At 38.7% G+C, this 26,361-nt stretch carries 28 protein-coding genes; 5 read left to right on the forward strand and 23 right to left on the reverse strand.

Annotated elements, in window-relative coordinates:
• Positions 1-103: 103 nt before the first annotated feature.
• Both CEF19_RS05180 and ytrI read left to right on the forward strand, forming a co-directional pair.
• Positions 104-436, forward strand: a complete 333-nt coding sequence (locus tag CEF19_RS05180) for a sporulation membrane protein YtrH (protein ID WP_100405099.1) — start codon at positions 104-106, stop codon at positions 434-436.
• On the forward strand, positions 436-942 hold the full coding sequence (gene ytrI, locus CEF19_RS05185; protein WP_100405100.1) for a sporulation membrane protein YtrI: 507 nt from the start codon (positions 436-438) through the stop codon (positions 940-942). Before CEF19_RS05180 ends, ytrI begins: the two co-directional genes overlap by 1 nt.
• Positions 943-1,026: 84 nt before the next feature.
• Here the strand turns inward: ytrI and CEF19_RS05190 are convergent, their stop codons facing one another.
• Positions 1,027-1,959 carry a DHH family phosphoesterase gene (locus CEF19_RS05190; RefSeq protein WP_100405101.1) on the reverse strand — a complete coding sequence of 311 codons (933 nt, stop codon included), beginning with the start codon at positions 1,957-1,959 and terminating at the stop codon, positions 1,027-1,029.
• 142 nt (positions 1,960-2,101) lie between these two features.
• Between CEF19_RS05190 and CEF19_RS05195 the strand changes: the two genes are divergently transcribed.
• Positions 2,102-2,389 (forward strand): YtpI family protein, encoded by a 288-nt coding sequence (locus tag CEF19_RS05195; protein WP_100405102.1) that lies wholly within the window; start codon positions 2,102-2,104, stop codon positions 2,387-2,389.
• Between the two features lie 83 nt (positions 2,390-2,472).
• Here CEF19_RS05195 and CEF19_RS05200 read toward each other — a convergent pair whose 3' ends face one another.
• From CEF19_RS05200 to CEF19_RS05230, 8 genes are all read right to left on the reverse strand, one after another.
• Entirely contained in the window at positions 2,473-3,780 is a 1,308-nt protein-coding gene (locus CEF19_RS05200; RefSeq protein WP_100408211.1) for a CBS domain-containing protein, read from the reverse strand.
• Positions 3,781-3,879: 99 nt separating this feature from the next.
• A complete protein-coding gene (locus CEF19_RS05205; protein ID WP_100405103.1) occupies positions 3,880-4,116 on the reverse strand; it encodes a hypothetical protein in 237 nt (78 codons plus the stop codon).
• A gap of 93 nt (positions 4,117-4,209) precedes the next feature.
• Complete coding sequence (locus CEF19_RS05210; RefSeq protein ID WP_100405104.1) at positions 4,210-4,893, reverse strand: metal-dependent hydrolase; 684 nt, start codon at positions 4,891-4,893, stop codon at positions 4,210-4,212.
• 1,348 nt (positions 4,894-6,241) lie between these two features.
• Positions 6,242-6,622 (reverse strand): hypothetical protein, encoded by a 381-nt coding sequence (locus CEF19_RS05215; RefSeq protein ID WP_100405105.1) that lies wholly within the window; start codon positions 6,620-6,622, stop codon positions 6,242-6,244.
• Between the two features lie 52 nt (positions 6,623-6,674).
• Positions 6,675-7,433 (reverse strand): SDR family oxidoreductase, encoded by a 759-nt coding sequence (locus tag CEF19_RS05220; protein ID WP_100405106.1) that lies wholly within the window; start codon positions 7,431-7,433, stop codon positions 6,675-6,677.
• A 135-nt stretch (positions 7,434-7,568) separates the two neighbouring features.
• Positions 7,569-7,703: a hypothetical protein gene (locus CEF19_RS23940; protein ID WP_264755121.1), complete on the reverse strand. Its 135-nt coding sequence runs from the start codon at positions 7,701-7,703 to the stop codon at positions 7,569-7,571.
• Positions 7,704-7,765: 62 nt separating this feature from the next.
• On the reverse strand, positions 7,766-9,139 hold the full coding sequence (argH, locus tag CEF19_RS05225; protein ID WP_100405107.1) for an argininosuccinate lyase: 1,374 nt from the start codon (positions 9,137-9,139) through the stop codon (positions 7,766-7,768).
• Entirely contained in the window at positions 9,136-10,347 is a 1,212-nt protein-coding gene (locus CEF19_RS05230; protein WP_100405108.1) for an argininosuccinate synthase, read from the reverse strand. Before CEF19_RS05230 ends, argH begins: the two co-directional genes overlap by 4 nt.
• A gap of 238 nt (positions 10,348-10,585) precedes the next feature.
• Here CEF19_RS05230 and CEF19_RS05235 point away from each other — a divergent pair, with 238 nt between their 5' ends.
• Positions 10,586-10,927 carry a hypothetical protein gene (locus CEF19_RS05235; RefSeq protein WP_100405109.1) on the forward strand — a complete coding sequence of 114 codons (342 nt, stop codon included), beginning with the start codon at positions 10,586-10,588 and terminating at the stop codon, positions 10,925-10,927.
• 129 nt (positions 10,928-11,056) lie between these two features.
• On the opposite strand, the gene CEF19_RS05240 is transcribed toward CEF19_RS05235, so the two are convergent.
• The 9 genes from CEF19_RS05240 to sppA all read right to left on the reverse strand — a co-directional run bounded on the left by CEF19_RS05240 (position 11,057) and on the right by sppA (position 19,068).
• Positions 11,057-11,893: an EcsC family protein gene (locus CEF19_RS05240; protein WP_100405110.1), complete on the reverse strand. Its 837-nt coding sequence runs from the start codon at positions 11,891-11,893 to the stop codon at positions 11,057-11,059.
• 21 nt (positions 11,894-11,914) lie between these two features.
• Positions 11,915-12,850 (reverse strand): HD domain-containing protein, encoded by a 936-nt coding sequence (locus tag CEF19_RS05245; protein WP_227521917.1) that lies wholly within the window; start codon positions 12,848-12,850, stop codon positions 11,915-11,917.
• Between the two features lie 173 nt (positions 12,851-13,023).
• Positions 13,024-14,211: an acetate kinase gene (locus tag CEF19_RS05250; protein ID WP_100405112.1), complete on the reverse strand. Its 1,188-nt coding sequence runs from the start codon at positions 14,209-14,211 to the stop codon at positions 13,024-13,026.
• Positions 14,212-14,418: 207 nt separating this feature from the next.
• Entirely contained in the window at positions 14,419-15,417 is a 999-nt protein-coding gene (locus CEF19_RS05255; RefSeq protein WP_100405113.1) for a class I SAM-dependent methyltransferase, read from the reverse strand.
• A 182-nt stretch (positions 15,418-15,599) separates the two neighbouring features.
• Positions 15,600-16,100: a thiol peroxidase gene (gene tpx / locus CEF19_RS05260; protein WP_100405114.1), complete on the reverse strand. Its 501-nt coding sequence runs from the start codon at positions 16,098-16,100 to the stop codon at positions 15,600-15,602.
• A gap of 198 nt (positions 16,101-16,298) precedes the next feature.
• Positions 16,299-16,754, reverse strand: a complete 456-nt coding sequence (ytfJ, locus tag CEF19_RS05265) for a GerW family sporulation protein (RefSeq protein ID WP_100405115.1) — start codon at positions 16,752-16,754, stop codon at positions 16,299-16,301.
• Positions 16,755-16,768: 14 nt separating this feature from the next.
• Entirely contained in the window at positions 16,769-17,434 is a 666-nt protein-coding gene (locus tag CEF19_RS05270; RefSeq protein WP_100405116.1) for a DUF2953 domain-containing protein, read from the reverse strand.
• Between the two features lie 105 nt (positions 17,435-17,539).
• Positions 17,540-18,058: an RDD family protein gene (locus CEF19_RS05275; protein ID WP_100405117.1), complete on the reverse strand. Its 519-nt coding sequence runs from the start codon at positions 18,056-18,058 to the stop codon at positions 17,540-17,542.
• A gap of 14 nt (positions 18,059-18,072) precedes the next feature.
• Positions 18,073-19,068 (reverse strand): signal peptide peptidase SppA, encoded by a 996-nt coding sequence (sppA, locus tag CEF19_RS05280; RefSeq protein ID WP_100405118.1) that lies wholly within the window; start codon positions 19,066-19,068, stop codon positions 18,073-18,075.
• 123 nt (positions 19,069-19,191) lie between these two features.
• On the opposite strand from sppA, the gene CEF19_RS05285 reads away from it, so the two are divergent.
• On the forward strand, positions 19,192-19,989 hold the full coding sequence (locus tag CEF19_RS05285) for an NAD kinase (protein WP_100405119.1): 798 nt from the start codon (positions 19,192-19,194) through the stop codon (positions 19,987-19,989).
• Between the two features lie 160 nt (positions 19,990-20,149).
• Here CEF19_RS05285 and CEF19_RS05290 read toward each other — a convergent pair whose 3' ends face one another.
• From CEF19_RS05290 to ezrA, 5 genes are all read right to left on the reverse strand, one after another.
• Positions 20,150-21,730, reverse strand: a complete 1,581-nt coding sequence (locus tag CEF19_RS05290) for an amidohydrolase (protein WP_100405120.1) — start codon at positions 21,728-21,730, stop codon at positions 20,150-20,152.
• Between the two features lie 109 nt (positions 21,731-21,839).
• Positions 21,840-22,052 (reverse strand): alpha/beta-type small acid-soluble spore protein, encoded by a 213-nt coding sequence (locus CEF19_RS05295; RefSeq protein WP_100405121.1) that lies wholly within the window; start codon positions 22,050-22,052, stop codon positions 21,840-21,842.
• 83 nt (positions 22,053-22,135) lie between these two features.
• Positions 22,136-23,341 (reverse strand): tRNA uracil 4-sulfurtransferase ThiI, encoded by a 1,206-nt coding sequence (gene thiI / locus CEF19_RS05300; RefSeq protein WP_100405122.1) that lies wholly within the window; start codon positions 23,339-23,341, stop codon positions 22,136-22,138.
• A gap of 37 nt (positions 23,342-23,378) precedes the next feature.
• The gene (locus CEF19_RS05305; protein ID WP_319830069.1) at positions 23,379-24,524 is read right to left on the reverse strand and encodes a cysteine desulfurase family protein; all 1,146 of its coding nucleotides are present in this window, start codon (positions 24,522-24,524) and stop codon (positions 23,379-23,381) included.
• Positions 24,525-24,654: 130 nt separating this feature from the next.
• A complete protein-coding gene (gene ezrA / locus CEF19_RS05310; protein ID WP_100405124.1) occupies positions 24,655-26,346 on the reverse strand; it encodes a septation ring formation regulator EzrA in 1,692 nt (563 codons plus the stop codon).
• Positions 26,347-26,361: the final 15 nt, after the last annotated feature.

The following is a 26,361-nucleotide window of genomic DNA, read 5'->3' on the forward strand; positions in this document are numbered from 1 at the left end:
AAATTCATTCATGACAACTATACATAGTATAAACAAGCCTTAACGTTGCTTAAGCCGTTCATTATAAAGAGAACTAGATAATTTCAAGGAAGGAGCGTTTTTTATGACTCGAGAGCTACTAGCTACACTAATCATAGACTTCTTTGTTGCCTTTGGAGTGATCATTGGAGGAGCGATAGTCGGTGGAATTGGTGCTTTTCTTATTGGAAAGCCTCCCCTTTCTGTAATCAATGATTTAGCCAACAGTTTAAAAATTTGGGCAATTGTTGCAGCAATTGGCGGGACCTTTGACGCCATTTCGAGCATTGAACGCGGATTATTTAGCGGTGCCCATGACGATATCTTAAAAACAGTGTTAATGGTTTTTGCTGCTTTATGTGGTGCTCATTCGGGTACTTTATTAATTCAATCGATTCTTGGAGATCAGCTTCCGTAATGAGAGTGCCACCCTATTATAAACGCCCGAGCTGGCAACGTTTCTTCGCAGGCATTATCCTTGGAATAATCATTGGCTGGTTTTTCTTTTTATTTCATTATGGTCAAATATACGGAAATCTTGTTATAAAGATGTCTGAACAAGAGGACACCATAAAAAAACAAAATGTTCGGATTGAAGAGTTACTTAGTGAACAGGATTTACAAAATGAAGAGAATAAAAAGAAATTAACGATTCAAAGTATTGAAATTCATTTTATGAATGATCGTAAGCTTAGATTGAACAAGCTTACGATATATGAACTTAAACAACAGGCATTAAATGAACTAACATTCTTAGAAAGAATGGATATTGAATCTGTTTCAAAAACAAAGGATTTAATGATAAGGACCCTAGAAAATAAGGTGTTTGTCATCGGAGAAAGTCGTTATCAACTTGATATTCGAGAGGTGTATTTATTTACGACCTTACAACTGCACGTTAAAATCATCCCAGCATCTACGTAAAAAGAACCTTAAACACAACAAGGGCACTGAAAAAGGTGATAGTCAAACCTTTTTCAGTAGCTTCTAAATCACTTTTCAGTTTGGTTAGGTGCAAGCTTTTACTAACTTGTTAATAATTTCATTAACCTCATCCCACGAATAAGCAGTTGCCCCTGCAGCCATCGTGTGTCCACCTCCACCATGCTGCTGTGCAATACCGTTAATTACTGGGCCTTTCGATCGTAACCTCACTCTGATTTTTTCCTCTTCTTCAACGAAGAAGACCCATGTTAGTAAGCCTTCGACATCCGAAAAACAATTAACGAGCATGGAGGATTCACTTGAGGTAACTTCGAATCTTTTTAACGTCTCCATCGTTAACTTCATCACACCTACTTTGTTTTCTAGAACTTCAAAGTGTTGAAGAACATATCCCTCAAGTCTTGTCATTTTTAAGTTTCGTTTAAAAAGATTTGAATAAAATTGATTTTGATCAAATCCCTGCTCAACCAGAATACTCGTCCTTTTTAACGTGTTAGCACTAGTGTTAGTGTAACGAAAACGTCCAGTATCCCCAACAATTCCTGCATAAAGAAGCAATGCTGCTCGCTCACTTAAAACATAACCATCTTTCTTTCCCTCTTCGTAAAGGGAAACAATCAGTTCACTCGTAGAACTAGCAGTTGTATCAACCCAAGCCAAGGAACCATAAGACTCTTCATTTGGGTGATGGTCAATTTTAATAAGTTCTTTTCCGTGTATATAACGCTTGTCACTAATTCGATCAGTATTCGCTGTGTCGCAAACAATAACAAGAGCCTGTTCATACAATGAATCTTCAACTCTATCCATTTCTCCGAGAAATTGTAGGGATGGTTCCTCCTCCCCTACAACTAATACATGTTTCTTTGGAAACGTATCACTAATTAATGTAGCTAAACCAAGCTGTGACCCTAGGGCATCAGGATCTGGTCGCTCATGGCGATGAATAATAATCGTTGAATAGTCTGCAATTTTTTCAAGAATTTCACGAATCATGTCTTTCCTCATTTCTGTTCAATATTCATTCACTAGCAATCCTATCAAACAAACGTTACAATAGCATCTAGTAGAACGCTTTAGGTGTCTATTCAAAGAGGGATGTTTTCCCTATTTTGAACACTTTTTAGGAGGATTTATTTTGGATAAAATTTTCACAATTATCATCGTATTTTCTGCTGTTTTTTTTATTTACAATAAAGTGAAGACTTGGCGAACAGAGGAGTCTTTATTAAAACGACTCTATCAAACAAAAGCCGGTTTATCTCTAGGGGTTTTACTTACGTCTTTTGCAATAAATCTGCTAGTAATACCAAGAGGAACCATTGATTTCGTAATAGGTGCAGTTTTTCTATTATTTGGGATTACAAATGTTATCTTTAATTTTAGAGCATATAAGCATTATTCTGGCCAATATCATCAAGATTAAGGCAGAAGATTCAAGCCAAAACCTGGTAATGTAAATATTCATGAAGATGTCCAAATGGTCACTTGAACATTTAGACATCTTCTTTATTCAATTAATTGAGCCATCATCAGTGCCTTACAAACGATTTTGCCATGATGGTACATTTCCACATCAATTTTCCCATGCTTTCGTCCGACTTCTAGCACTCGAGGTTGGATGGTAATCGTATTCTCAATTTGAACCGGTTTAATAAAATATATGGTAATATTCTCAACGACCAGATCACCTCGTTTAAATTTCCTGAGAATCCGACTACCAACCTCAGTTACTAGCGTTGTTAGCACCCCGTATGAAACCGTGCCTAGTTGATTCGTCATCTGAGGAGTCACTTCACACTGAAACGCATACTCTCCTCCTTCCGAGTAATCCTCAATTCTGCTAGTTACGATATCATCAATAGTTTCTCCAACGTGAGGCTGACGTTGGATCATTTGCAGCGCCTTTAACACATCTTGCCGACTAATCACCCCAATTAGGCGGCGTTGTCCATCAATTACAGGTAGAAGCTCTATTCCTTCCCACACCATCACATGGGCGACTGAGGCGACTGATGTTCTTTCGTTCACGGTAATGGGATTAGCTGTCATCACTTTTTCAATTGGTGTTTGTTTTGATGAGCCCACAACATCTTTTGCAGCCACCATTCCCTGAATTTTCATATTATCGTCAATAACAGGATAGCGACTATGACCCGTCTTCACATTTAGTTCATGCCACTTTTCTACGGGATTGGATGTTGTCATATAATACGTATCTTGTAGTGGAATAAGAATATCATCAACTAAAATAATTTCTTTTTTAATCAACTGGTCATAAATAGCACGGTTAATCATCGCAGCAACCGTAAACGTATCATAGCTTGTTGAAATAATTGGTAAGTCTAGATCATCAGCTAATTCAATAACATCTGTACTAGTGTCAAATCCACCAGTTATCAATACAGCTGCCCCTGCTTCTAATGCAAGTTTATGTCCTTGATAGCGATTCCCTACTATCAATAAGTTACCAGATTCAACATAGCGCATCATCGCATCTAGCTTCATCGCCCCGATAACAAAACGATTTAGCGTCTTGTGAAGACCTTGGCTTCCACCAAGTACTTGTCCATCGACAATGTTTACAATTTCTGCATAAGTTAGTTTTTCAATATTTTCCTTCTTTTTCTTCTCTATTCTAATTGTACCTACTCGTTCAATGGTACTAACTAGTCCTTGGTTTTCTGCTTCCTTAATCGCTCGGTAAGCAGTTCCTTCACTCACTAGCAATGCTTTAGCAATTTGGCGAACAGAGATTTTTTCACCTACTCCTAAATTCCCAATATACTCCAAAATTTGCTCGTGCTTCGTCGCGATGGGGACCACCACTCTTTCATTCTTTCAGCTGTACTCATAAGAAGTACTAAACTGTATTAGTTCCCATTATAATGCTGAAAGAACCAAGTAGCAAGCCAATCAGCCATAACTTCTATGCTTACTTTCATTCTCCCTAACTGTAACAGTTGAATTCATCTTCTGCTTCCTCTTATGTAACAGCCCATACAAATTTCCGAATATGACTACTATTGCAAATACCAACCAGCAAACAGCAAAAACTTTTTCTAGACCTTGTCCGTTCAAAGGCAGACGACCAAAACTGTATACAAGAATTGTCGTAGCAATTAAAAAACTAATTAGAAACCGCTGTCTCATTATATCCCCTCTTTTTCTAAAGTTAGTCTATCATATGAAATACATGTCAAAAAAAGACCAAGCAGGGTAGGTCCCTACTTGGTTTTCTCTCTCTTATAATACGATTCTCTCTCCGACCTTCAGGGCTTTCCCTTTTTTACCTGATAAATTATCAACAAAATTATCTGCATTTTGTTCAATAACTGGAAAGGTATTGTAGTGAATGGGGACAACTTGCTTTGCTTGCAGCCATTCGGACGCTAACGCTGCATCCTCTGGCCCCATTGTGAAATTATCACCAATTGGAAGAAAAGCGATATCAATTGAATTGCGCTCTCCGATTAATTTCATATCCGAGAAAAGCGAGGTATCGCCTGCATGGAATATTGTTTTCCCTTCTCCATAGAAAAGAATCCCTGCAGGCATCCCTGTATAAATTATTTTTTGCTCTTCCTCAATGGTATAGGAGGAACCATGAAAAGCTTGTGTAAGCTTCACAGTCCCAAAATCAAACTCATAGGCCCCGCCGATATGCATCGGGTGGGTATTTACACCCTGCCAGCTTAAAAACGTAGCTAACTCAAACGGAGCAATTACAAGGGCATCATTTCTTTTTGCGATATTTACAGTATCTCCAACATGGTCATTGTGACCATGTGTAAGCAAAATGACATCAACTTTAAGGTCTGCTGCATTCAAATCGCATAGTTCGTTCCCTGTAATAAACGGATCAATAATAATTCTTTTTTTGTTAACTTCAATGATAACAACAGAATGTCCATGGTAACTAATTTCCATCAGTTTCATCTCCAGTTCTTAATTTTCTAAATTATTACCTATGATCCAGTTTTACAAAAGACTGTCCTTCATGCAAATATTTAGCTTGTTTTTTCTCCTGCGCTCAGCTGTCAAACTCTTAAACCAAGACCTTGAGCCTCTCTGCGTTCGGCTGCCGGCGCCAACGAGTTGTCGCCTATTAAATCTTAAACCAAACCTTGAGCCTCTCTGCGTTCGGCTGCCGGCGCCAACGAGTTGTCGCCTATAAACCTTAAACCAAATCTTGAGCCTCTCTGCGTTCGGCTGCCGGCGCCAACGAGTTGTCGCCTATTAAACCTTAAACCAAACCTTGAGCCTCTCTGCGTTCGGCTGCCGGCGCCAACGAGTTGTCGCCTATTAAACCTTAAACCAAATCTTGAGCCTCTCTGCGTTCGGCTGCCGGCGCCAACGAGGTGTCGCCTATAAAACTTTAAACCAAGACCTTGAGCCTCTCTGCGTTCGGCTGCCGGCGCCAACGAGGTGTCGCCTATAAAACTTTAAACCAAGACCTTGAGCCTCTCTGCGTTCGGCTGCCGGCGCCAACGAGGTGTCGCCTATAAAACTTTAAACCAAGACCTTGAGCCTCTCTGCGTTCGGCTGCCGGCGCCAACGAGGTGTCGCCTATAAAACTTTAAACCAAGACCTTGAGCCTCTCTGCGTTCGGCTGCCGGCGCCAACGAGGTGTCGCCTATAAAACTTTAAACCAAGACCTTGAGCCTCTCTGCGTTCGGCTGCCGGCGCCAACGAGGTGTCGCCTATAAAACTTTAAACCAAGACCTTGAGCCTCTCTGCGTTCGGCTGCCGGCGCCAACGAGGTGTCGCCTATAAAACTTTAAACCAAGACCTTGAGCCTCTCTGCGTTCGGCTGCCGGCGCCAACGAGGTGTCGCCTATAAAACTTTAAACCAAGACCTTGAGCCTCTCTGCGTTCGGCTGCCGGCGCCAACGAGGTGTCGCCTATAAAACTTTAAACCAAGACCTTGAGCCTCTCTGCGTTCGGCTGCCGGCGCCAACGAGGTGTCGCCTATAAAACTTTAAACCAAGACCTTGAGCCTCTCTGCGTTCGGCTGCCGGCGCCAACGAGGTGTCGCCTATAAAACTTTAAACCAAGACCTTGAGCCTCTCTGCGTTCGGCTGCCGGCGCCAACGAGGTGTCGCCTATAAAACTTTAAACCAAGACCTTGAGCCTCTCTGCGTTCGGCTGCCGGCGCCAACGAGTTGTCGCCTATAAAACTTTAAACCAAGACCTTGAGCCTCTCTGCGTTCGGCTGCCGGCGCCAACGAGTTGTCGCCTATAAAAAAAGCCACCATTTTTATGGCGGCTTCGTTCACTAGTTTTCAGCATTCCAAACCCAAGTAAACAGTTTGCTTTCTCCGTTCATATAGCGAATGTCTAGGCGTTCTAGTTTTGGAAATGTTTCTTTTTTTAAACGTTGTACGAGATCTTTTACATTTGCTTCTTCTGTTAATTTTAATGTTTTAAGCAGTTGGTTCATTTCTTGCTCAGCTTCTTTTCCCTTTATGACCTTCGTTCCTACCTCATATTCATATCGGTTAGGACTATCATATTCCCATTCGTATTCTGTTCCATCATTCAAAACCGTAACCCGTAGGGCAAATGCTTCCATTAGCTCAGTTGCATTTGCCATCTCGTTCGTAGAAAACATGAACATCATGACTAATGGAAAAATCAGTAAGCTCCTTTTTTTCATATTATCACCTCTTATTCTTAAGGTGTAACAAATAATGGAATTCTATACATTTTTAACGGTATCTGTGAATCACGTCAACCCCACCTGTTACTTCAATAACCGTACCAGTCAACATATCAGCATCATCTTCACATAAGAAAAGAACCGTTCTCGCTATATCCTCCCCAGTTCCCGGGCGTCCAATAGGTGTTTGCCCGTCCTGAAGTTTCCTTGACTCTACAATCGTAGCTTCCTTCATGTCTCCGAGAATATTACCAGGGCAAACCATATTTGCTGTAATTCCATACTCCGCTTCTTCAATCGAAATGGTTTTCATTAAGGAGACTAGACCTACTTTTGCCGCTGCATAAGCAGAACGATACATCCATCCCGGTGCACTACTTGCCCCTTGAAACCCATATGTAACAATCCTTCCATAACACTGCTTCCTCATATGTGGCACAATGTTTTTTAAAAGATAGTAGACGGCACTTAAATTTCCTTCTATCATCGTATACCACTCTTCTTCTTCATAATCAATTAACTTTTTTCGTTCAAATACATAGGGACCTGCGTTATTAATTAATATATCAATACGTCCAAATCTTTTGACCGTTTCATCCACAGCTCTTTGAATATCTTTTTTATTGGTAATATCAGCCTGAATTAAAAATAAGTTAACCGATTGTTCTGCCCATTTTCGTGCTAGTTTTTTTACAGTTTCGTCATTACTTCGGTACGTCACTGTAACTGAATAGCCTTTTTGTAATAATGCTTCTGTGACCTGTACGCCAAGTCCTTTTGTCCCTGCTGTTAGAAACGCATGACGCATGTTACTAAACCTCCTCTTAGCCATTTCCTCATTCATTATTCTTTGAGCATACTACGTTTAATATGAATAGTAAAAAACGAACACCTTCTCATCGCTCCTGCGACAAAAAAGTGCTCGTCATCCATCATTTACTCATTATTTTTTTGTTTTTTCAGTTTGTTGGCGCATTTCGTCTTGATGGCGCTTCTCATCACTGATTTCCAGCAGTCGCGACCTATCTTGGTCAGATGTTCCTGTTTGTTTATTTATTTTCCCTTGTCTTTCAACCATAAAAAAACAGCCCCTTTCCACTTTATGTGATTAGTATGGGCTGTTTTCTGTTTTCTATTTTATTATTTAAGTAACTCTTCTGCTTTTTGTAGCGCAATTTTCACTTGTTCGAACCCTGTACCACCAGCACTATTTCGACGCGCAACAACCGTTTTAGGCTGTAAGACATCATAGATATTCTCTTCAAATAGTGCACTAGCTTCTTGAAAATCGGAGAAATGCAAATCAAGCAAATATATCCCTTTATTAATCGCAACGAGAACCAGCTTTCCAACAACTTCATGCGCCTCACGAAAAGGCATTCCTTTTGTTGCTAAATAATCCGCTAGCTCAGTCGCATTAGAAAAGTCTTGATGAACTGCTTTTTCCATCGTCTCATGATTCACTGTCATTGTATCAATCATACCCGCAAAAATATTTAATGACCCTTTGACCGTTTCAACCGTGTCAAACATGCCTTCTTTATCTTCTTGCATATCTTTATTGTAGGCAAGCGGAAGACCTTTGAGAATGGTCATCATTGAAAAAAGATTTCCGTAAACACGGCCTGTTTTTCCACGGATTAATTCTGCCATATCAGGGTTTTTCTTTTGTGGCATAATGCTACTACCTGTCGCAAACGTATCGTCCATTTCAATAAACTGAAACTCCTGTGAAGACCATAAAATTAATTCTTCACATAGACGGGATAAATGCATCATTAATGTTGAAGACGCACTCATAAATTCAAGGATATAATCACGGTCACTTACCGCATCTAAACTATTTTCATAAATTCCATCAAACCCTAACAATTCAGCTGAATAAGCACGATCGATTGGGAAGGTCGTCCCTGCAAGAGCACCTGCTCCTAATGGAGAGATATTTAAACGCTTCATGCTGTCTTGATAACGGCCATAGTCGCGCTCAAGCATCCAAAAATATGCTAGTAAGTGATGTGCAAAGGAAACCGGCTGCGCTCGCTGAAGATGAGTATAGCCTGGAATTAACGTTTCCACATGATTTGATGCCTGATTGACAAGCGCTTGCTGTAGCGCTTTGACAGCACTCATGATTTCTTTTGTTTCTTTTCTTAAAAACAAGTGCATATCTGTCGTTACTTGGTCGTTACGGCTTCTACCTGTATGTAGCTTTCCACCAACTGGACCAATCTCATCAATCAGCATTTTTTCTAAATTCAAATGAATGTCTTCGTTTTGAACAGAGAAAACAAGCTCTCCAGCTTTCGCCTTTTCGCGGAGAGTATTTAGTCCCTTTTTGATGAGCTCTACTTCATTAGCTGGAAGAATTCCACATTTGCCAAGCATCGTCACATGAGCAAGACTTCCCTCAAGATCCTCATCGACTAGTTTTTGGTCAAAGCCGATCGACGCACCGAATGCATCGACCCACTCTTCCGCTGTTTTTGTAAAGCGTCCACCCCAAAGCTTTGTCACTGTTTGACCTCCTCTTTTTCTTTATTAACTAAGCTGTGTACTTTTGTTGGAAGGCCCCATAATTTAATGAATCCAACCGCAGCATTATGGTCAAACTCGTCATCCGTTGAATATGTTGCAAGTTTTTCATCATATAATGAAAACTCAGATTTACGTCCTTCAACAATCGCATGGCCTTTAAATAATTTGACACGTACAAGACCAGTAACTGATGCTTGGCTTTGTTTAATAAAAGCCACCAATGATTTTTGAAGTGGTGAGAACCAAAGACCATTATAAATAATCTCAGCTAGTTTATTACTAATAATCGGTTTAAAGTGACATTCTTCTTTCGTTAATGTTAAATCCTCTAATTCTTTGTGTGCTTTGATTAATGTCATTGCACCTGGGCACTCGTATACTTCACGTGATTTAATCCCAACTAAACGGTTCTCTACGTGGTCAATACGTCCAACGCCATGTTTACCGGCCACGTCATTTAATTCTAAGATAAGCTCATGTAACTCATACGATTTACCATTTAAAGAAACAGGTACACCTTTTACAAACGCAATTTCAATGTATTCTGGTTGATCTGGCGTCTTTTCAAGAGGTGCGGTCATTTCATATGCGCCTTCTGGTGGAGCTGCCCAAGGATCTTCTAATACACCGCACTCATTTGCTCTTCCCCAAAGGTTGGCATCAACAGAGTAAGGATTATCTAAGTCAACAGGAATTGGAATATTATTTTTCTTCGCGTACTCGATCTCTTCATCACGAGACCAACCCCACTCACGAACTGGAGCCAACACTTCAAGGTTCGGATTTAATGATTGAATTGCTACCTCAAAACGTACTTGGTCATTCCCTTTTCCTGTACAACCATGAGCCACCGCTGTGGCACCTGCTTGCTCCGCAATTTCTACAAGTTTCTTAGAAATAAGTGGTCTTGAAAGAGCAGATACTAAAGGATACTTTTGTTCATATAAAGTATGTGCTTGTAGCGCTGGTAATACAAATTCTTCAGCAAATTCTTTCTTAGCATCAATTGTATGAGACTCAATTGCACCAACTGTTAATGCTTTTTCTTTTATAAAATCAAGGTCTTTCCCTTCGCCTACATCAAGGCCAACTGCTACGACATCATAACCTTGATCACTTAACCATTTAATTGCGACCGATGTATCTAGACCACCTGAATATGCTAACACGACTTTTTGCTTGCTCATTACGTTCCCTCCAATGAATATTAATACTCAATTTATTATTTTTATACATCCTTTTCCAAAAAGAAAAGAGTTTTCTTCTGCAAAACTCCATATTGCATAAAACCAAAGTATTAACTTATTAATATACATTACTTTATCAACGACAGCTCATTTTGGCAAGAGATAAAAGTGAATTTCTTTAATTATTTTCATTTTCATTTCTTTTATTGTTCGTTAAGATGAAATTGAGGTGATGTTTATGGAAATTGAATTCGTTTATAATGACCGTTTAGGTATATCTCTCCCTCAGCTATATGTTACTTGGGAGGAACTTGATACAGTTAGCCAAGCAAAAATCTTAGCAGAATGGGAAGATATTCGTGGCAGAATTCCTGAAAGAGTAATAGAGACTGAAAAAAAAATTAATCAAACATTAGCAAGTCTTACACAGGAATCCGATTTTAATCGTTCATGTGAATTAAATCATGAGATGGCCGAGCTAGCTTCTATCATAAATGATCTTTGGATTTGGTTTCGAATCGACCCCTCCGTTTCCACATACAAAGCATCTTGTCCGAGAGAAAGGTCGATACACTTATGATAATCGCCGTGTGAATGAGTACAAGCAGGGACCAACCGTCTTGACGTTTGGTCTCCTATTTTATACAAAATTGAAAAATCGATTCCTGTTTGACTAAGAACATAGAGTTTTATTCAGATCTTCGTTTGGTTACCGGTAATTTTCCATAATAAACCTTTTCTTATAGAACATATGGGAAATTTCAATAACTTGCTTTGCAAAGCGATAATTCATACCTGCACCAAAAGCCATACCAATTAATGGAACACCTTGTATCATCTTTTTTCTAAGCATTGAAATAGCGAGATTCTTTCCGACTTGCTTTACTAAATTTGCTAACCATTCCGCCTCAATGATGCCCTCTTTTCCTTGATAGAACAAGTTTTGGTCACGATGTATTTCAACATCTTCAAACAATTGAAGCCATGCCTCTTCTTGGAACGCCTTAGGTAAGGACGTTAGGTGAAATAATTTAAGAGCCATCATCATCTCTACAGGTTCATCCAAATTGTAGCCATACGTAAAAGCTAGCTGTTGGATAGAGCGGATATTAATAGCGACCATAGCTGGCAAATCAGCAGCCATGAAAAAAGCTCCTCCCATTCCAGTTAGTCCGCCCTGACTAAAAGCAAGCAACCGTTGCCTCGCCATTTGTTGCTCAACGATATATTCAAGTTGCTCTAAATTCAAAAGTTGGAGATCTTTTAAATCTTGGATTTGATGATTAAACACACGAGCATGTTGAATAATCCGTTTAGTTGTCTCCTCATGGGAACGACCATTGTGTAACCATGCTTGAATATGAATAATCAATGTATCAATTTGCGATAAAAACAGCTGTTGCTTTGCGCGACCAAGTTTGGAAAAAGCCCAATTCGTCCACTTTAAAGATGTGTGTTCAAGGTCACTTGGCACATGTGCAAAAAAACGTTCCTCCCAATCAAGGATTTGTTCTAGTGTTCTATCATCAATCGGTCTTTTATTCATTCAATCACCTTCTATTCGTTCTTAATCCTTCTTTTGAATGTACATCTTTCGTTTAAACATCGGAGAGTACATCCAACTTTCCTGAGACTGTTCGGCTAAGACATTTAAGTTGTTAAGCTGTATATTTAGTTGCTTGAGATGATAAAAGAATACTGCTTCTGCTGTTTTAGGTGCAACAGATTGTGTTTCATAAGCCTGACTAAGAATACAATGCTTTAATGCAACAACTTCTTCATCGTCACTTGAGATTCCTGCTTCACGTGCTACTTCATTAATCATTTCAATAGATAGCACCGTATGGCCTAAAAACTCTCCATTTGAAGTATATTCAGGAGCAACCGGATCCGATAATGCTTTTACCTTTCCGATTTCATGAAGAATGCATGTAGCTAACACAATGTTTCGATTTAAATCTGGATAAAGAGGAAGCAATTGATACGCACTTTGAGTCACATGAACAATATGCTCAAGCAGCCCTGCATAATAAGCATGATGATAAACTTTTGAGGCAGGTAGCATTGTTATTTTATCACGAATAAGACGTTGACTAAACAAGCGTTTAATTATCTCTTTTAAAGGTGGAGATTCAACATCTTCCATTTGCATCCTAAGTTCGTGCCATAACTCCTCACGAGAGATACCTTTTCGCGATATTAGCTCTGTTATTTTAACGTCATCCTCATCATTTAATAAACGAATTCTTTGTACATTTACATGTTTTTGCTTGCGATACAGGGTAACGATTCCTTCAATTTTAACAACAGCCTTCTGTTCAAATTGTTGTTTTTGAGCAGCGGTAATATCCCATAACCGTGCAGGCACCAATTCCATATTTTTTTCTAACGTAAAGTTTGCATACTCACTACCATTCGCAGCACGTTTAATCTCACGGTCACGAATTAAAAAGAAATCGGTGATTGTATCCCCTTCATTCGTATCTAGAAAAGAGACCATCATCATCCTCTCCTTCGTTTTTCTCTATTTCTATGCATAACAACCAATCCCTAGTCTTATCTTAGCCTGTTCCATTATACAAAGCAAAATGGAGTGTGCTAAAAGGGTATTGACCTTTTTACACACTCCTATCATTAAATATCTTAAAAAGAGCTTCTCACGCCTGCCTGTGAGGGTTACTGCGAAAGTCTCACCGTGTCACGAGCTAGCATAACCTCTTCATTTGTCGGAATGATAATCACCTTTACTGGTGAATGAGGATAATTAATAAAGGCTTCTTTTCCTCTAACCTTATTTAACGACGGGTCCCAATAAACGCCCATAAATTCAAGCCCTCTTAAGACTCGAGCACGTATTGTCTCGCTATTTTCCCCAATCCCTGCTGTAAATATAATCGCATCAACTCCACTCATACGAGCGGCATAAGAACCGATGTATTTATGAATTCGGGAAGTGAATACTTCTAGCGCCAACTCAGCACGTTCGTTCCCTTGATTTGCTTCACTTTCAATATCACGTAAGTCACTCGAAAAACCCGATACACCCAGCAAGCCACTTTTTTTATTTAACGTATCTAAAACCTGATAGGCATCTTGTCCCGTCTTTTCCATTATGTATGGAATTAAGGCAGGATCAATATTTCCTGAGCGCGTCCCCATTGTTACACCAGCTAGAGGAGTAAATCCCATCGATGTATCAATCGACTCACCACCTTGAATGGCTGCGATACTTGCACCATTTCCAAGATGACATGACAAAAGCCTAAGCTGTTCAATTGGTCGACCGAGTAACTCTGCAGCGCGTTCAGAGACATATTTATGAGACGTCCCGTGAAATCCATATTTTCGGATCCCAAATTTTTTATAATACTCGTAAGGTAAGCTATAAAGAAAGGAAGCTTCAGGCATCGTTTGATGAAAGGCTGTATCAAAAATCGCAACAGCTGGAACATTTGGTAATACTTTTTTAAATGCTTTAATTCCAACAATGTTTGCCGGATTGTGCAGTGGTGCTAATTCAGACACTTCTTCCAGCGCCTTTAACACTTCTTCGTTTATTAAGACGGAATCATTAAACTTTTCACCACCATGAACAACTCGATGGCCGATCCCATCAATTTCGTTCAAAGATTGAATGATATGTAAGCTTGTTAGCTTATCAAGTAAAATTTTAACCGCAAATGAGTGATCAGGTATGTCGTATGTTTCGGATTGTTTTTCACCATTCACTTCAATAGAAAATACACTTTCACCTAAACCAATTCTTTCAACAAGTCCTTTTGTAACAACATGTTCCTCTGGCATATGTAAAAGCTGAAATTTTAATGATGAGCTTCCCGCATTGATTGCGATTATTTTTGACATTCCTTGAGTCTCCTTTTTTTAAACATATACTAATTGTTAACCTTCTACATTTAAGCATCTAAAGTTTGAGTTTTCAAGAAAAATCATAGTTTTTCTCTTCCATTCTCTTGAATTCTTTATTTTCAGAAATGAAATGGTTTACATTAGTGTTCTACAATTAAACCAAAACTATTAGAAAAAGCCATGAAAAGAATCAACTTTTCACGACTACAATAAACCAAGTTCTTCTTTGAACCATTTATTAATTTGTTGAACCATATCGCCTAAAGCAGGTTTATTACTGAACGAAGGTAGTTCTGCTAATAATGCCTGCTGTGGTTGGCGAACATCCTTCCCTTTCTTTTGTAGCATAAGGATACTTTTTGCTTGCTGCTTTGACTTGAACATTGTCTTTGGTAATTGAAGAAGACCGTGTATACACGTATGCTCCTTTAGGTATGCGTGCAACACCGGGGCTTGATCACTCTCAAATAAAAAGTTCGGAACAATAAAAAACAAAAAACCACCCGCTTTTGTTCTTTCAATTCCTTTCTCAATCATTAAATGATGAATAAAAGAATGACCCTCAGTTGAACGAAGTGAAAAGGATTTTGCGATTTCATCATTTGGATAAAAGCCAACTGGTAAGTCCGTTACAATCACATCAACCTCAGGAAATTCAATCGGTTGAATGCTATCTTTATGAAAGAGCTCAACTTCATTTTTTTGCAAATTCGCATGAACAAATGCAATATGTAGCAAGGTTTCGTCAACTTCAAACCCATATCCCTTTATTGGACTCGGAGACTGGTTTAAAAGAGCTGATAATAAATTACCTGAACCAGCAGCAAGATCAATAAGGGAGAATCCTTCTTTTTTATTCGACGTCACCTTATTTACTAAATAACTCATAAATAGACAGACAGCATCCGGAGTCATTGCATGATGAGATTGTGTCACTTCTTTCATTCCTTTTAGCACAGCAAGCTGAAAGGATTTCCGTATCCATTCTGGTTCGTATTCTTCAATTTTAATTTTGTCAATTTGCTGAGAAAGTTGTCCTTTTACATCTTCTGGCACAGGTTGAACAACGTCTTGTTGAAACAAATTTTCTCCTACTTCGGCTAAAGCCTCTAAGTATGTATACGACCCTTCCTTTTCTAAAAGAGTTGCGCTCTCATTCAAATAATTAAATAGATCTTCAATCTTATTATCGGTTTTAATCATATTTATCCCCTTAATCCATACTATTTATGCTTGTCATTCTAACCCTTCACTTTCTATTCTAAACCTAATTAGCTTTTCTTGAAACAATTAGAGCTTTATAAATATTACCCGGAATACACAGTTGAAATTACCGGATCAGCTATATAAAAACCCGCCGGTGTAAGCAGCGGGTTTAAAAAGAGTTATTTTGCAGCTTTTGCTGCTTCAATAGCGGCTTCATAATTCGGATGTTCAGTTGCCTCTGATACGTATTCTGCATAAGTAACTACATCATTCGAATCAATAACAAATACTGCGCGAGCTAATAAACGAAGTTCTTCAATAGCAAGACCAAAGGCTTTCCCGAACGAAAGATCACGGTGGTCAGAAACAGTTTGAACATTTTCAATTCCAGCCGCTGCACACCAACGCTTTTGGGCGAATGGTAAATCTACACTTACAGTTAGTATCTTCGTGTTATCGAGAGCTGCCGCTTCTTCATTAAATCGACGCGTTTGTTGGTCACAAACTCCTGTATCAATCGAAGGAACAACACTGATTAAACGAACTTGTCCTTTAGAATCAGCTAGTGTAACTTTGGACAAATCATTTGCAAGCACAGTAAAGTCAGGAGCTTTCTCTCCTACCTTAACTTCATTTCCAAGTAAAGTAACCGGATTACCTTTAAATGTAATAGACGCCATTATGTATCACCCTCATTTTCCCAAAATATGTACAAACTCATCATACATGAATCTTCGGAAACTTTTCAAGTAAAGAACATTATCTTTGAAGAAAAGCATGGATCCACCCATTTTTCTTCTGTGAAGCACTTTAGAACCTTACCTTAAAAAAAACCCTTTTTTCATTTTACTGAAAAAAGGGGTTTTCCTATTCCGAACTTAAGATGGAGATTGACCTGACGTTTGCTCAAATGTCGTAGTTGATGTTGTCGTCTGATCATCACCTTGATTTTGAGAATTAGCTCCAATCATTTGTTGAATCTTATCAACGACTTGTGGAGCAAAGTCAAGAAGCTTCTCATAAAGATGAGTATTACTATCAAGATGGACCATATTGACACCTTGACTATTTACAACTAAAAATGCGATTGGTGTAATAGAAACACCACCCCCACTACCACCACCAAAAGGGTGCTCATCTTCCGACTTTGACTCGTGCTCCATCACGAATTCGCTACCACCAGCCGCAAAGCCAAAACCAACTTTAGATACCGGCATAATGACACTACCATCTGGGGTTTCTACAGGATCCCCAACAATTGTATTGACATCTACCATTTCCTTTAAGTTTTCCATGGCCGTTTTCATTAAACCTTGAATTGGATGTTCTGACACGGTTGACTCCTCCTTTAGACATTTGATGTTTTTTCAACCGGCTTCGGTTGAAAAAGCTTCGGTCTTTTTTTCCAGTGTTTTATAATCATAAGACCTGCAACGATAGCATGCCCGATTCGGAAGGATAACATACAAGTAAACTTCGTACGGGATACTACTTCTTGAAAATGAGGCGTAACTGCCACTTCTGGTAAACGTTTCATTTTCATATAATTACCTATTAATCCTATAATTGATCCCTTAATAGTCCAAACCGTTCCTATCAACTGACCTGTATGTGCCGCATCTCCAATCCCGAACTCTGACTTCCATTTTAAAAAATGTACACTAATTCTTCCTAAGAATCTTCGGACAATTTTATGTAGACCAGCAACATGCTGAATAAACTCGTTAAGCTTCTGTAAATCATGTATTATTAAATCTTTCGTTATGATTTTCCTTCCTTTTTCACGGTTTCCACTAATGTTTTGTTCTTCATCAACAACGATTGATTCTGAATTAAAATCTAAGCGTATTAATGGAGCTGAGAACGTATATACACGCAATTTCCAAAAGTAAACTACTACCTCAAGCAAGTCATCGTCTTGTTTATGCTCATATTGGACATCAATTGATACTTTTGTTATTAAAAATAGTATAAATAATAAAAGAAGTAGCCCAGCAACAATAAACCAATTCATGTTTTCCTTCCTTTCTTTCTTAGCTCATTCTTCATTTGTTCTTTCTAGGGTTCTCCTACATTGGAAAAAATAAACCTACCAAATAAAATTTGGTAGGTTTATTTTTTAACGTTCATAAATAACAAAAGAATCTGAGATCATGTCATGAATTCCTTGTTTTTTTGTAGTAAAAGCTACTGTGAGATAAATGGCATAGAACAGAAAAAATGCTTGGTGCAAGAAGCGTCCAATTCCTTCACGAAAAAAGATTTGTTGCCAACTTAGTAATTGACCATCTACTGTTACCACTCTTAAGCCAAATACCATTTTGCCAATAGTTTGCCCATAATATTTCGTCATAATAGCAAAATAAAGAAAAAATACAACTCCAGATAACAATGTAGCCAACGGAAAAATGAATGTTACTTGACCGATTCCTACCAACCGTAGGAGAGGATACACCAATAACCCATTTAAACTGAATACAATAATCAAGTCTAACAGAAATGCCCAAAAACGCATCCAAAATCCAGCGAAATAATTGGCTCCTGTAACATGAGTCCCCGTTTCCTCATGATTAGTACGAGGTAGCCTTCCATTCAAAGGTCTAATCCTTGAGTTCCTTGCCAACCGTTGTTGTTCCATTACCGTTCTCCTTCCTATTCAGCATACAAATACTTTAATGTTGGCGACCGATGATTTGAAATTAATTTTTCAAGACCGACAAGTTCATGATCGGATGAAAATAATTTCTGGACTGACATTGAAAATAAACTATATAACCCTGTATTGGTCTCAAATCTTACTACATTGTATCCACCAATTTGGTCTCTCATTAACTTAATTGTATCGTCTAGACTTCCTAGCTCATCAATTAAATTGACCTCTTTTGCTTGGAGACCACTATAAATACGACCATCTGCTAATTGACGAACTTTTTGCTCAGACATTTGACGTCCCTCCGCAATAACGCGAACAAATTCATCATAAGACTCATCAACTAACGACTGTAAAATCGCTCGATCACCTTCTGTCATTTCTCGTGATGGCGACATAATGTCCTTATAGGGACCACTTTTAATCGTGTTAAATTTCACTCCATAGTTTTCCGCCAATTCAGCAAAATTAATGGACTCCATAATTACACCGAGAGAACCAGTTATTGTTTGAGGACTAGCCACAATTTTATCAGCAGGTGCTGCAATGTAATATCCTCCCGACGCAGCCATACTTCCCATTGAGACATAGATTGGTTTTTTATATTCTCTCTTTGCTTCTAGAACTTTCTCATAAATTTCTGCACTTTCTACCACTCCACCGCCTGGGCTATTGATCCGAATAATAATCCCTTTAACCATTGGATCTTTTGCGGCATGGTCAATTTGCGAAAGAAACAATCGATGGCGATACCCATCCGTTGCGAATAGTCCTAGTTGATCTCCCGTATCTTGAATGACCCCGTTTATTTCCAAAAGCGCAATATTACCAGTGAGTTCAGTGCCTTGGTCGACTACTTGTTCATTCCAGTCTTGATCGCTGGCTCCAAATACACTCTCAAAATCAGATGAAAGAAAGCTTGTTGCTGCATTTACTGCAATCGATGCAACCACAAGCATCGCTGCTGCAATTAAAGCTAACCAACGTTTCCTACTCATGACGCCACTCCTCTTTTATCTTTCTTGGTTGTTTTTTCTAAACAAGGGTTATGATAACATAGAAACAACTTAAACGTGAGATGAAATCTGAAACAGAATCACTCAGGGAAAGGATGACATTCTATGCCTCACCGCAAAAATATTTATTTTTCTTATAAACAAACGACTGAACTCGAACAAATCGTCCAACCAATATCCTCTCTACTTCAAGCTAATGGTTTTCATATTGTTACCGATACAAAAGATGCTCATATTATTGCAAGCATTGGTGGAGATAACGCATTTTTACAAGCTACACGAAAAACAGGTTTCCGAGACGACTGTCTATATATTGGTATTAACACAGATCAATTGGGGTTTTATACCGATTTTACAACAGAAAATGCCGAACAAATGATACACGCTGTACAAAATGCGGAGGTTGAGGTAAGAAAGTACCCGATCATTGAAGTGTCAATTGATGGAGAGAAACCTTTCTATTGTCTTAATGAATGTTCCATTCGTTCTAACGTAATTAAAACCTTTGTTATCGATGTTTTCATTGATGACATCGCGTTTGAAACCTTCCGAGGTGACGGAATGATTGTCTCAACACCAACAGGAAGCACCGCGTATAATAAATCTGTTCGTGGTGCAATTGTGGACCCATTACTACCATCAATGCAAATAAGTGAAATCGCCTCATTAAATAATAATGAATACCGAACATTAGGTACTTCCTTTCTCTTAAGTAGTCAGCGAACACTCACTTTAAAAGTTGTTCAAGATGGAAATGACCATCCCATTATTGGTGTAGATAATGAGGCCATTAGTATTCGCCATGCTGAACAGCTTACAATTAAGCTCGCTGACAAACACATCAAAGTTTTAAAACTCAAAAATAATTCATTTTGGCATAGAGTGCAAAGAAAATTTCTTTAACTGTCTATTTAAAAAGGGTATACATTCCTTTTTGAATAGACAGTTAGCAATGAGTGAAGCTACCGAAGGTTTTAAATCACCACTAAATAGTGGTGCGTTCGGCACGGGGGACGGTTGCTAATCGTTTAAATAGTTTTTATATTAAAATTAATTTATTGATTTAATTTTGATACATAATCGTATTATCAATAACCGTCATAACTACTTTTGTCTGAAGTAGTTCATCCGGCTCAACTTCAAATAAATTTTGATTAAGAACGGTAAAGTCTGCGACATACCCTTCTTTAAGCTTCCCTCTTCTATTCTCCTTTCCAATTGCCCATGCACTCCCTGATGTAAATAACTGAATTGCTTCGAACATGGTCAGGGATTGCTTTAAAAAGTAAGACATGTGTTCCCCAGGTTTCTTACGTGTCACAGCTGCATGGATTCCAAGCAATGGATTTACTGGCTCAATTGGAGCATCAGATCCACCTGCACAGTGAAGACCTTTATTTAATAAAGTTTTCCAAGCAAAAGAATAAGGCAATCGTTGTTCACCTAGTCGTTCCTGGACCCAAGGGAAGTCAGAAGCTACAAACCGCGGTTGAATATCGAGTACGAGTGGCAGGTTAAGCATTCTTTCTAGTAAGTCCTCACGAACAACTTGGACGTGTATAAGCCTGTCACGTCCTTTTTTTACTGGATTTTCCTCAATCACATCTAAAGCCATCTCTAACGCGGCATCTCCAATCACGTGAATGGCAACCGGCATCCCTACTTCTCTGGCTTGCTGAATAAGCTTCTCGAGTTGTTTTACCGTATGCATAGCCACACCAGAAGTACTTGGGTCATCTGTATAAGGTGAGCTTAAATAAGCTGTCCTACCCCCTAATGCTCCATCGGCAAAAATCTTCATTGCTCCTAATTCAATACATGATGTAACGTCGCCCATTGAGTAGCCTTCTTTTTTCATTTGTGTAATTTCTTCATGATGAACAAGCAAATGTGCACGGAACTTTCGATTCTTGCCATCAATTACAGTCTTAAATGCATCAAGAGTTTGTATAAAACCATTATAATAATGCAGATCCTCCGTATGCCCACCAACAAGTCCATGTCGCACCATATCATCTACTGACTTTTCAAGTGCATGCTGCACATACGCTTGACTGACAGCTGGAATCTTTGATTTCACTAAATCCATTGCTGCATCAAGTAAATATCCTGTCGGTTCTCCTTTTAAATCTTTAACAATTAGCCCACCCTCAGGGTTAGGAGTGTTCCTTGTAATCCCAGCTATCTTCAGTGCAGAGCTATTGACTAGAGCCGCATGGCGACAAATCCTCGTCAAAAACATTGGATGGTTTGGGGCAATGTCGTCTAATTCTTCACGATGAAATAGTTTTCGATCAAAAAAATTATTTTCATTCCATCCCTCACCAAGTACCCATTCTTCTTTACCTGTTTTGGCTACTGATTCTTTAAGCTCTCTTTTCATTTCATCCGATGAATTCATTGTCGACAAATCAAGCCGAATTAACTTTTCTCCATGACCGATCATATGTAGATGACTATCCACAAACCCAGGATATACAAATGCACCCTGTACATCTACTAGCTTCTTTATAGGATATGTATTTTCAAGATTTCTTTTTTTTCCACTCCCCTTTATTATTCCATCCTCAACATAAAGTGCTTCCACTGTTTCATTTTCTGCGTTCATCGTAAAAAAAGTGCCATTCCACCAAAGTGTCCCCATATTCTTTAAACCTCCTATTACTTATCCTTACTTCCTATCTTAACAAATTTAGGCAAGTAAACGAAAAGAAGGAGGACGGATAACCGCCCCCCTAAGCCATATTATATAATTATTGTTGTTGGAAACCACCCATTTGTTGTTCAGCCATCTGAACTAGACGCTTCGTGATTTCTCCCCCGACAGACCCGTTTGCACGAGATGTCGCATCAGCTCCAAGTTGAACACCAAACTCTTGAGCGATTTCAATCTTCATTTGATCCAAAGCTTGTTGTACTCCAGGTACTAGCAATTGGTTTGAGTTGCTGTTGTTGTTACTTGCCATGTGTCTCACCTCCTTCTGTACTACTAGAATGACTCAGGAGGTAAGAATTCATGCAAGAATTATATTGGTAATATCATGAAAACTTAGAATAAATCGTCAATTTCATTAGTTTGAGATTTACTTGTGATTAAAATGGTTTCTGTACGGGCTACTGCATCCTCTATATATTCTTCGACTTTCAAATATTTATTCTCATATTTATTTGCATGTTCACGTTTAGGTCTAGTTTTTGATTCCGGCGGTAAAAAAATTGTACAGCAATCCTCATAAGGCAAAATCGAAGTTTCGTACGTATCAATTTTTTGGGCAATTTCAATGACTTCAAGTTTATCCATTGTTACGAGCGGCCGAATAATCGGTAAATTAGTGACTTCATTTATCGTATTCATGCTATGTAAGGTTTGGCTAGCTACCTGGCCTAGGCTCTCACCAGTGGCAAGCGCTAATATACCACGCTCATTTGCCACTTTTTCGCTTATTCGCAACATCATTCTTCGCATCAATGTCATTTGGTAATTGCTTGGGGCTTCCTTATGCAAATGCTGTTGAATGTCTGTAAACGGAACTAAATGGAGGTTTATATTACATCCATACTTTGTTAAGATTTTTGTTAAATCAATAACTTTCTGCTTGGCACGTTCATTTGTATAGGGAGGACTATGGAAGTGAATAGCTTCAATTCTTGCTCCTCGCTTCATGGTTAGGTATCCGGCTACTGGGCTATCAATTCCACCTGATAGCATCAAGAGCACCTTACCACCTGTTCCAACGGGCAATCCTCCTGCACCAGAATAAGCACCAGATGTAATATACGTTGCTGTCTCACGCACTTCCACTCTAATGTCTAAATCTGGATGATGAACATCCACCGTTACATCTTCCGAATTCGTTAACACATACCCGCCAATATGATGATTTAATTTTTGAGAGTCAATTGGAAACGGCTTATATGCTCGTTTTGTTGTGATTTTAAAGGTACGCACAGCTGTAGGGTGGGACTTTAGAACTTCAAGAGCCCCCTTCTTCATTTCATCTACGTCATTCTCTACTTTCAGCGCAAGGCTGAAAGAATGAATTCCAAATATGTGTTTTAGCTGCTTTACAACTGGATCATGATCTTGACCATTCAACTCAACAATAATTCGTCCATATGTTCTTTTGTAAGTTAATGCTGAGTATTCCTTTAACGTCGTTTTCATATTTTGCAGAAGTTGCTTTTCGAAATAGGATCTATTTTTCCCTTTTAAAGCAAGCTCTCCAAAACGAACTAAAATGTGATTATATTTCATTTATATATACCCTCCGAAGCACTTAATAGTGGTTTCTCTAATGTTTCACTCGCGTAATAGTTGGAATAATCTGCTTGAGCTCTTTTAAAATTGTCGTAATTTCTTGAGCTTTTGTTTGAAAAGAAAAGCTGACGCGAATGGCTGAACTTGCTCGTTCTCCATTAAAACCCATAGCAAGTAATACACGACTCGGTTCAGCTAACTTTGACGAGCAAGCAGATTTAGTGGACACATAAATTTGTTTTGCTGCTAACGATTGAATCACGACCTCAGGTTTTGTATAAGGAATCGAGAAATTGATAATATGGTCCGCTACTCCTTTGGTAGGACTGTTGACGATTACACCTTCAAGTGCTTCTAATCCTTTTAAAAATTGACTACGAAGTCGTTTAAGCTGTGCAAGACCTTCTATCGCATGTCCTCTTTCAATTCTGTATGCTTTAGCAAGTGCAACCGCACCTGCTACATTCTCTGTACCTGCCCGTAACTTTTGCTCTTGGTCACCTCCATGTAATAAGGGGAACAACGGAACACCTTCTTTTACATAAAGAAGCCCTGTTCCCTTCATTCCATGGAACTTATGAGCTGACAAAGAACACATGTCAACATTTGCCTCGTAAAGCGAAAGAGGTACCTTTATTGCGCCTTGGACATGATCAACATGAAAACGAACATGTTTGTAACTTCTAAGCATGTCCCCTATCTCTTCAATGGGTTGAATGACCCCCGTTTCATTATTCACATGTATAATTGAGATAAGAATTGTATCTGATTCAATAGCTTTTTCAACATCAGCTGTCTTGATTCTTCCGTCTTCGTTAACAGGGAGGTACGTGACACGGTAGCCATAGCTTTCTAATTCTTTAAAGGTTTCATAGGATGAGGCATGCTCAACTTCTGTTGTAATGAGATGCCTCCCTCGTTCTCTTCTTCCGAGGGCGGTTCCTTTGATGGCTAGATTGTTGCCTTCGGTTCCACCAGAAGTAAAAATAATTTCTTTTGTTTTCACTCCTAAGTGTTCTGCCATCATCATTCTAGCCTTTGTTAGTAAAGATTCTGCTTCCATACCTAATGTGTGGAGAGAAGATGGATTCCCGAAATATTGATCTGCTACTTTCATATAAGTGTTCATTACTTCTTGATGTGGACGTGTCGTCGCACTATTATCAAGATAAATCATCATTTATAGCTCCTTTACTTACTGCAAGTATATCCTTTATCAGTTGCCCTTCTTACTGCATTTACTTATGTTAGCATAAAATGTATCACAAACAAATAAGAAGCCTATTATCTGTGATAACAGGACTTCTTATTTATGAAATCATATGAGCCGACGAAACGCGTTCGACAATATTTTCCTCATAAGGTTCAACAGCACGTACAGCCGACTCAATCGCTTCGTCATATTCAGAATCGCGAAACAACTGTTCTGCTTGTAGTAACCCAATCTGAACTTCATGCGACCGACTCCGATAACGATTCCCATATTGAATAACACGTTCAGCAAGACGTGCTTTTTCTATCGTTTCTTCAATCATCACTTCATTATCACGAATAATCGTGAGGGTTTCTGCAACTAGAATATTCACACGTCCCATCTCTAAAGGAACTAAATCTAACAGCTCAGCAGCTTCAATAATTTTTCTATCCCCAGTTCGTAACTGCTCAATCATTCGGTCCGGTAAGCCCGGAATATTGCTTTGCTGTAGAGAACGTTTACTATCAAGCATTGCTCTGCGAAGTTGAACAATTGTTTCTTTTGCCTGTAATTCATCCTCACGTAATGCTTGAAGTTTAAGCTTTCCTTGCTCAATTTCAGTTGCCAAATGGTTTACTTCGTCATTCCATTCTGTCACCATATCAAAAATAGATGTAAAGGTTTGGTTTTCTTTTTCCGTCACATCAACAATTACTTGAAGCTGCTTACCTAACTCACCAAGTTTTTTACGGATTTTTTCTTGTAATGCTAACTCTTCGTCCGCAATTCGATAGCTAAGTTGAACATGGGACGTCTCATCAATAAGCAAAGTTAATTGCTCTTCTGTGTTAATGAGTGTCTCTGTTAAACTAGGTATAATCTCTAGTACTTCTTGCTTTGCTTTTGCCTCAGTTTCTAATACTTCGTAAATTTTCTCAATTTGGTCAGTCATAGCTAAAAGCGTCTCTTCAACTTGTTCACATTCAAGAGCAATCGCTAACTCTTCTAACTGGTTCATTTGTTTTTCAAGTATTTCCATTCTTGATTCAAGCGAAAACGGTTCTAAGTAATAACCTAATTCTTTCATTTCACTAATTCCATCTGATAAATCTGAAAGCTCTGAAGGAATCGTCGTATAAATTTGAACAAGAAGCTTTGGAACTTTCTCAGATTGCATCGTTAGTAAATCAAGATTCACCTTAATTCTCTCAAGCAAATCCTTCGCTTGTAAATAACTGCCTTCGCCCATTAACTCATCAAAGGTTGAAATTTGAGATTTAAGATCCTCGAATCTAGAATCAAAAGTGAGGATGCTTCCTCCTAAAACCGCACGCTTTTGAAACAATGACGTTTCAAGTTCCTCGAGTTGGGATCTAACGCCCCCACTCTCTATTCGACTTTCATTCGCGCTATTGACAAGACGTTCGATATCTTCAATCATCAATGTCAAGTTTTCTTCAATTCCTTCAAGCCTCTGCTTTGTCAAAGAAATAAGCTGTTTTGATTTATTAAAACGATATTTGCTAGCAAGCTCCTCAATATCGAATAATTGCTCTTCAATGTCAGGAAGGATAACGCCTACAATTTCATCCCAATCATTTCTCCATAATTCAAACTTTTCTTCTGTTTCGCCAGACATTTGTAAGCTTTTCACTCTACCAATTTCATTTGGAATCTCTCGGTTAAGAATATCATTTTTCCATTCTTCAAGTTGGTCAACTTCCTTATAAATTCTTCTCCGGAAGAAGATACCAACAACAAATACAATTGCAATAATTGCTAAGACACTATAAATTAAATTTTGCATGTGAGGACTCCCTTC

It is taken from the genome of Bacillus solitudinis (assembly GCF_002797395.1).
Classification (GTDB): Bacteria; Bacillota; Bacilli; order Bacillales; family Bacillaceae_D; genus Halalkalibacter_A; species Halalkalibacter_A solitudinis.

What these genes read in the sequence shown, in the direction of transcription:
- CEF19_RS05235 (WP_100405109.1), top strand. Translation starts at nt 10,586, where the DNA reads ATGGAAATTGAATTCGTTTATAATGACCGTTTAGGTATATCTCTCCCT.
- CEF19_RS05250 (WP_100405112.1), bottom strand. Translation starts at nt 14,211, where the DNA reads ATGTCAAAAATAATCGCAATCAATGCGGGAAGCTCATCATTAAAATTT.
- tpx (WP_100405114.1), bottom strand. Translation starts at nt 16,100, where the DNA reads ATGGCGTCTATTACATTTAAAGGTAATCCGGTTACTTTACTTGGAAAT.
- CEF19_RS23940 (WP_264755121.1), bottom strand. Translation starts at nt 7,703, where the DNA reads ATGGTTGAAAGACAAGGGAAAATAAATAAACAAACAGGAACATCTGAC.
- sppA (WP_100405118.1), bottom strand. Translation starts at nt 19,068, where the DNA reads ATGAGTAGGAAACGTTGGTTAGCTTTAATTGCAGCAGCGATGCTTGTG.
- CEF19_RS05255 (WP_100405113.1), bottom strand. Translation starts at nt 15,417, where the DNA reads ATGATTAAAACCGATAATAAGATTGAAGATCTATTTAATTATTTGAAT.
- CEF19_RS05210 (WP_100405104.1), bottom strand. Translation starts at nt 4,893, where the DNA reads ATGGAAATTAGTTACCATGGACATTCTGTTGTTATCATTGAAGTTAAC.
- CEF19_RS05205 (WP_100405103.1), bottom strand. Translation starts at nt 4,116, where the DNA reads ATGAGACAGCGGTTTCTAATTAGTTTTTTAATTGCTACGACAATTCTT.
- CEF19_RS05220 (WP_100405106.1), bottom strand. Translation starts at nt 7,433, where the DNA reads ATGCGTCATGCGTTTCTAACAGCAGGGACAAAAGGACTTGGCGTACAG.
- CEF19_RS05295 (WP_100405121.1), bottom strand. Translation starts at nt 22,052, where the DNA reads ATGGCAAGTAACAACAACAGCAACTCAAACCAATTGCTAGTACCTGGA.
- CEF19_RS05245 (WP_227521917.1), bottom strand. Translation starts at nt 12,850, where the DNA reads ATGATGGTCTCTTTTCTAGATACGAATGAAGGGGATACAATCACCGAT.
- CEF19_RS05290 (WP_100405120.1), bottom strand. Translation starts at nt 21,730, where the DNA reads ATGGGGACACTTTGGTGGAATGGCACTTTTTTTACGATGAACGCAGAA.
- CEF19_RS05230 (WP_100405108.1), bottom strand. Translation starts at nt 10,347, where the DNA reads ATGAGCAAGCAAAAAGTCGTGTTAGCATATTCAGGTGGTCTAGATACA.
- CEF19_RS05305 (WP_319830069.1), bottom strand. Translation starts at nt 24,524, where the DNA reads ATGATGATTTATCTTGATAATAGTGCGACGACACGTCCACATCAAGAA.
- CEF19_RS05275 (WP_100405117.1), bottom strand. Translation starts at nt 18,058, where the DNA reads ATGGAACAACAACGGTTGGCAAGGAACTCAAGGATTAGACCTTTGAAT.
- CEF19_RS05270 (WP_100405116.1), bottom strand. Translation starts at nt 17,434, where the DNA reads ATGAATTGGTTTATTGTTGCTGGGCTACTTCTTTTATTATTTATACTA.
- CEF19_RS05240 (WP_100405110.1), bottom strand. Translation starts at nt 11,893, where the DNA reads ATGAATAAAAGACCGATTGATGATAGAACACTAGAACAAATCCTTGAT.
- ezrA (WP_100405124.1), bottom strand. Translation starts at nt 26,346, where the DNA reads ATGCAAAATTTAATTTATAGTGTCTTAGCAATTATTGCAATTGTATTT.
- ytrI (WP_100405100.1), top strand. Translation starts at nt 436, where the DNA reads ATGAGAGTGCCACCCTATTATAAACGCCCGAGCTGGCAACGTTTCTTC.
- CEF19_RS05215 (WP_100405105.1), bottom strand. Translation starts at nt 6,622, where the DNA reads ATGAAAAAAAGGAGCTTACTGATTTTTCCATTAGTCATGATGTTCATG.
- CEF19_RS05190 (WP_100405101.1), bottom strand. Translation starts at nt 1,959, where the DNA reads ATGATTCGTGAAATTCTTGAAAAAATTGCAGACTATTCAACGATTATT.
- thiI (WP_100405122.1), bottom strand. Translation starts at nt 23,341, where the DNA reads ATGAAATATAATCACATTTTAGTTCGTTTTGGAGAGCTTGCTTTAAAA.
- CEF19_RS05180 (WP_100405099.1), top strand. Translation starts at nt 104, where the DNA reads ATGACTCGAGAGCTACTAGCTACACTAATCATAGACTTCTTTGTTGCC.
- CEF19_RS05285 (WP_100405119.1), top strand. Translation starts at nt 19,192, where the DNA reads ATGCCTCACCGCAAAAATATTTATTTTTCTTATAAACAAACGACTGAA.